This window comes from Micromonospora sp. M51 (assembly GCF_018070305.1).
Classification (GTDB): Bacteria; Actinomycetota; Actinomycetes; order Mycobacteriales; family Micromonosporaceae; genus Micromonospora; species Micromonospora parva.
Map to the genome: position 1 here is coordinate 1 of NZ_JAGPXZ010000474.1, position 4,879 is coordinate 4,879.

The window sequence follows — 4,879 nt, forward strand, 5'->3', positions numbered from 1 at the left end:
TGTTGCGCGGTGACTCGCCGGACGTGCTGGCCAGTCGGGCCGCCGCGCTCGGCTGGACGGACGCGCCGCCGGTGGCGGTGGCGGTCGGCCGGTCGCCCGGTGGCGAGGTCTCCGCGGTGCTGCACGTGGTCTACCGGCAGGCCCGCCGGATCGGCGTGGAGGTGATCGGCGGTGTGCACGGCGACCGGCTGGTCATCGTGCTGGGCGGCGCACCGGATCCGCTGACCGCCACGGCGAAGCTGCTGAGCGCGTTCGGGGACGGCCCGGTGGTCGTCGGTCCCGCCGTACCGAGCCTGGACGAGGCGACCGAGTCGGCGCGGGCCGCGCTGTCCGGCTTTCGGGCCGCGCCGGCATGGCCCAGCGCGCCCCGCCCGGTGCCGGCGGCGGACCTGCTGCCGGAGCGGGCCCTCGCCGGTGACGCGGAGGCCCGTCGGCGGCTGCGCCACGATGTGTACGCGACGCTGGTGCGTGCCGGCGGGGAACTGCTGGCGACCCTGGACGCGTTCCTGGCCGCCGGTGGCACGTTGGAGAGCGCGGCCCGGGCACTGTTCGTGCACCCGAACACGGTGCGTTACCGGTTGCGCCGGATCGCCGAGGTGACCGGGTTCTCGCCGTTGTCTCCGCGCGACGCGTTCGCCCTCCAGGTCGCGCTGACCGTGGGTCGGTTGGACCCGGTTGCCCCGCTCGCCTCTGCGGTCCCGACTCAGACAATGACCCCGGCCGCCCGGAAATCCCCGCAAAACGAGGGTGATCCTCGCCGATCTTTGTAGGAAACCTCCAAAGGTCCTAGTACGGTTTGGTCGAAGGCGGCACAGCGTTACCCGCCTTTATCCGGGAGAGTCATAGGCGTGCTCGCTGTACTTAGTCCCGGCCAGGGTTCTCAGAAACCCGGCTTCCTGACCCCCTGGCTCGACCTGACCGGCACTGAGGCGCGACTGCGCGAGTGGTCGGCGTTGGCCGGGGTCGACCTGCTGCACCTGGGCACCGCCGCCGACGCCGACGAGATCAAGGACACTGCCCGCACCCAGCCGTTGCTGGTCGCCGCGGCGTTGCTCGCGGCCGAGCACCTGCCGTTGGACGGCGTCGCGCTCACCGCCGGCCACAGCGTCGGCGAGTTGGGTGCCGCCGCGCTGGCCGGAGTGCTCTCCGCCGACGCCGCGATCACCCTGGCCGGCGTCCGCGGCCGGGAGATGGCCGCCGCCTGCGCGCTGGAGCCGACCGGGATGGCCGCCGTGCTCGGCGGTGACCCCGACGAGGTGATCGCCGCGATCGAGGCGAACGGGCTCTACCCGGCCAACCGCAACGGCGCCGGGCAGATCGTCGCCGCGGGCGCCCTGGACGGGCTCGACAAGCTCGCCGCCGCCCCGCCGACCCGGACCCGGGTCATCCGGCTCCAGGTGGCCGGCGCGTTCCACACCCCGGACATGGCTCCGGCCGAGACCGCGCACGCCGCGCCGGCCGCCGGGATCGCCGCCGCCGACCCGGCCCGGACCCTGCTGTCGAACCTCGACGGCACCGCCGTCGACAACGGCGCGGCCATGGTGCAGCGCCTCGTCCGTCAGGTCACCGCGCCGGTGCGCTGGGACCTGTGCATGCGGACGCTGGCCGACCTCGGCGTCACCGGCGTGATCGAACTGCCCCCGGCCGGCACCCTCGCCGGCCTGGTGAAGCGGGAACTCAAGGGCGACGGCGCCCCGGAGATCGTCACCCTCAACACCCCGGACGACCTGCCGGCCGCACGGGACCTGATCGCCCGTATCGGAGGTCGTTCATGACTGGCAGTCGCATCGTCTCGATGGGGCACTACCAGCCGTCCCGGGTGGTGACCAACGACGACATCGCCCAGCTCGTCGACACCAACGACGAGTGGATCCGTGACCGGGTCGGCATCGTCAGCCGGCGGATCGCCGACAGCGAGACGGTCGCCGACATGGCCGCCGCGGCCGCCGGCAAGGCGCTCGCCAACTCGGGCCTGACCGCCGCCGACATCGACCTGGTAGTGGTCGCCACCTGCTCCTCCATCGACCGCAGCCCCAACGTGGCCTGCCGCGTCGCCGCCAAGCTGGGCATCACCGCGCCGGGCGCGTTCGACCTCAACACCGCCTGCTCGGGCTTCGCCTACGCGCTGGGCACCGTCGACCACGCCATCCGGGCCGGGGCGTCGCGCAACGCGATCGTCATCGGTGCGGAGAAGCTGTCCGACTTCACCGACTGGACCGACCGCTCCACCTGCATCATCTTCGCCGACGGGGCCGGTGCCGCGGTGGTCTCCGCCACCGCCGACGACGAGCCGACCGGAATCGGCCCGGTCGTCTGGGGTTCGGTGCCGGACAAGAGCGACGCGGTCCGCATCGAGGGCTGGCGCCCGTACATCCAGCAGGAGGGGCAGGCGGTGTTCCGCTGGGCCACCACCGCGATCGCGCCGCTCGCGCTCCAGGCCTGCGAGCGGGCCGGGGTCGAGCCGTCGGAGCTGGCCGCGTTCGTGCCGCACCAGGCCAACGCGCGGATCATCGACGGCATCGCCAAGCGGCTCAACATTCCCGACGCGATCATCGCGAAGGACATCGTCGAGTCCGGTAACACCTCCGCGGCGAGCGTTCCGCTGGCCCTGTCCAAGCTGGTCGAGCGCCGGGAGGTGCCCTCGGGCGCGCCGGTGCTGCTGTTCGGCTTCGGCGGCGGTCTGACCTACGCCGGTCAGGTCGTCCGCTGCCCCTGATGACCCCCTCGGGCGCGTACGCGTCGAGGAGTGGCGGTGGGCGACGCCGACCGCCGGATAATCCCGATGAAAGGAACCAACCGCAATGACCCGTGACGAGATCACCACCGGCCTCGCCGAGATCCTCGAAGAGGTTGCCGGGGTGAACCCGGACGACGTGGCCGAGGGGAAGTCCTTCACCGACGACCTCGATGTCGACTCGCTCTCCATGGTGGAGGTCGTGGTCGCGGCCGAGGAGAAGTTCGGCGTCAAGATCCCGGACAACGAGGTGCAGAACCTCAAGACCGTCGGTGACGCTGTCAGCTACATCGCGGCCCAGTCCTGATCATGAGTCGTTCCGACGTCGTCGTCACCGGGCTCGGCGCGACGACCCCGCTTGGCGGGGACGTCGCGTCGACCTGGGACGCCATGCTCGCCGGCCGCTCCGGGGTGAGTGCTCTCACCCAGGAGTGGGCCGAGCAACTGCCGGTCCGGATCGCCGCCCAGTTGGCGGTGGAGCCGTCCGAGGTGCTGGACCGGGTCCGCCTGCGCCGCCTGGACCGTTCCGAGGCGATCGCGATCATCGCGGCGCAGCAGGCCTGGGCGGACGCCGGCCTCGCCGGCTCCGACCTTGACGGGGAGCGGTTGGCCGTCAGCGTCGGCTCCGGCATCGGCGGTGCCACCACCCTGCTCGCCCAGGACGACATCCTGGAGGCCTCCGGGCCACGGCGGGTCTCCCCGCACACCATCCCGATGCTGATGCCGAACGGTCCGGCTGCCTGGGTGGGCCTGGAGCTCGGCGCGAAGGCCGGCGTGCACTCGGTGGCCAGCGCCTGCGCCACCGGCGCCGAGGCGATCGCCCTGGGCCTGGACATCATCCGCTCCGGCCGGGCCGACGTGGTGGTGGCCGGCGGCACCGAGGCGGTCATCCACCCGCTGCCGATCGCCGGCTTCAGCTCGATGCGGGCCATGTCGACCCGCAACGACGACCCGGAGCGGGCCTCCCGCCCGTGGGACCGGGGCCGGGACGGCTTCGTCCTCGGTGAGGGCGCCGGCATCGTGGTGCTGGAGCGGGCCGAGCACGCCGCAGCCCGGGGCGCCCGGGTGTACGCGCGCCTCGCCGGCGCCGGGATCACCTCCGACGCGTACGACATCGTGCAGCCGCACGCCGAGGGCGAGGGCGCCATCCGGGCCATCGCCAAGGCGATCGCCGACGCGGACATCGCCAAGCGCGACATCGTGCACGTCAACGCGCACGCCACCTCGACCCCGGTCGGGGACATGCTGGAGATCGGCGGGCTGCACAAGGCACTCGGCGACCACCCGGTGCTGTCCGCGACGAAGTCGATGACCGGTCACCTGCTCGGCGCGGCGGGCGCGCTGGAGTCGATCGCCACCATCCTGGCGATCCGCGACAGCATCGTCCCGCCGACGATCAACCTGGACGACCCGGAGCCCGGCCTCACCCTGGACGTCGCCGCGCACAAGGCCCGCCCGATGGAGATCCCGGCCGCGTTGAACAACGCGTTCGGCTTCGGCGGCCACAACGTGGCGCTCGTTTTCGCCCGACCCTGAGCTCCCGCGTAAGGGCCTCTCCTCGACGAGGAGGGGCCCTTACGTCGTTCAGCCCCGGTTGCGGGGGTGCTGTTTCGCGGTGCGTTCGTTGCCGTGGCGGTAGTTGCCGGTCCAGCGGGCCATCACCAACTGCGGATCGTCGTCGACCTCGGCGAGGAACTCCTCGGCCCGCGCGCCGCGCAGCGTCCCGGCGACCCGTCCGTGGTGGGTGATCACCACTGTGCCGTCCGCCCGTTGCGTGTGCCGGAATCCCGCTGCCGCTCCCATGGGGGGAGGTTGTCAGACCGGCCGGGGTCGGGGCGACCCGATTTCGGTGGCGCGGAGCCGATGCCGATTGACGCCGGGACAGCGCCCGGCTTAGATGGGCCGACTGAAGATCGACTGACGGGGATCACCACCATGGACACTCGTACCCGCGTTGCCGTGTCGGCGCTGCTCGCCCTCGGCCTGCTGGCCGGCTGCGGTGACGACGCCGCCCCCACCGGCGCCACGGCCGGCGACCCTGCGCCGCAGGCCACGGGTGAGCCCTGGTACGACGAGGTGGCCCCGGCGTCGCCCGGCGGCACGACCGGCGGTACGGGTTCGCCCTGCCCGGTCCCGGTGTCGTTT

6 protein-coding genes and 1 pseudogene are annotated in these 4,879 nt (G+C 72.8%); 6 read left to right on the forward strand and 1 reads right to left on the reverse strand.

Annotated elements, in window-relative coordinates; genetic code table 11:
- The 5 genes from KBX53_RS22355 to fabF all read left to right on the forward strand — a co-directional run.
- A partial coding sequence (locus KBX53_RS22355; RefSeq protein WP_210861451.1) for a CdaR family transcriptional regulator occupies positions 1-770 on the forward strand: 770 nt, incomplete at its 5' end.
- Positions 771-848: 78 nt separating this feature from the next.
- Positions 849-1,775, forward strand: coding sequence for an ACP S-malonyltransferase (locus KBX53_RS22360; RefSeq protein WP_210861453.1), 927 nt, complete (start codon positions 849-851; stop codon positions 1,773-1,775).
- On the forward strand, positions 1,772-2,716 hold the full coding sequence (locus tag KBX53_RS22365) for a beta-ketoacyl-ACP synthase III (RefSeq protein WP_030330274.1): 945 nt from the start codon (positions 1,772-1,774) through the stop codon (positions 2,714-2,716). The genes KBX53_RS22360 and KBX53_RS22365 overlap by 4 nt, the downstream gene beginning before the upstream one ends.
- Before the next feature lie 85 nt (positions 2,717-2,801).
- Complete coding sequence (locus tag KBX53_RS22370; RefSeq protein ID WP_030330276.1) at positions 2,802-3,041, forward strand: acyl carrier protein; 240 nt, start codon at positions 2,802-2,804, stop codon at positions 3,039-3,041.
- Positions 3,042-3,043: 2 nt separating this feature from the next.
- Positions 3,044-4,270: a beta-ketoacyl-ACP synthase II gene (gene fabF / locus KBX53_RS22375; RefSeq protein ID WP_030330277.1), complete on the forward strand. Its 1,227-nt coding sequence runs from the start codon at positions 3,044-3,046 to the stop codon at positions 4,268-4,270.
- 48 nt (positions 4,271-4,318) lie between these two features.
- Here fabF and KBX53_RS22380 read toward each other — a convergent pair whose 3' ends face one another.
- On the reverse strand, positions 4,319-4,537 hold the full coding sequence (locus tag KBX53_RS22380) for a hypothetical protein (protein WP_030330279.1): 219 nt from the start codon (positions 4,535-4,537) through the stop codon (positions 4,319-4,321).
- A gap of 132 nt (positions 4,538-4,669) precedes the next feature.
- Between KBX53_RS22380 and KBX53_RS22385 the strand changes: the two are divergent.
- A pseudogene (locus KBX53_RS22385) lies at positions 4,670-4,879 on the forward strand (hypothetical protein); the annotation flags it as partial.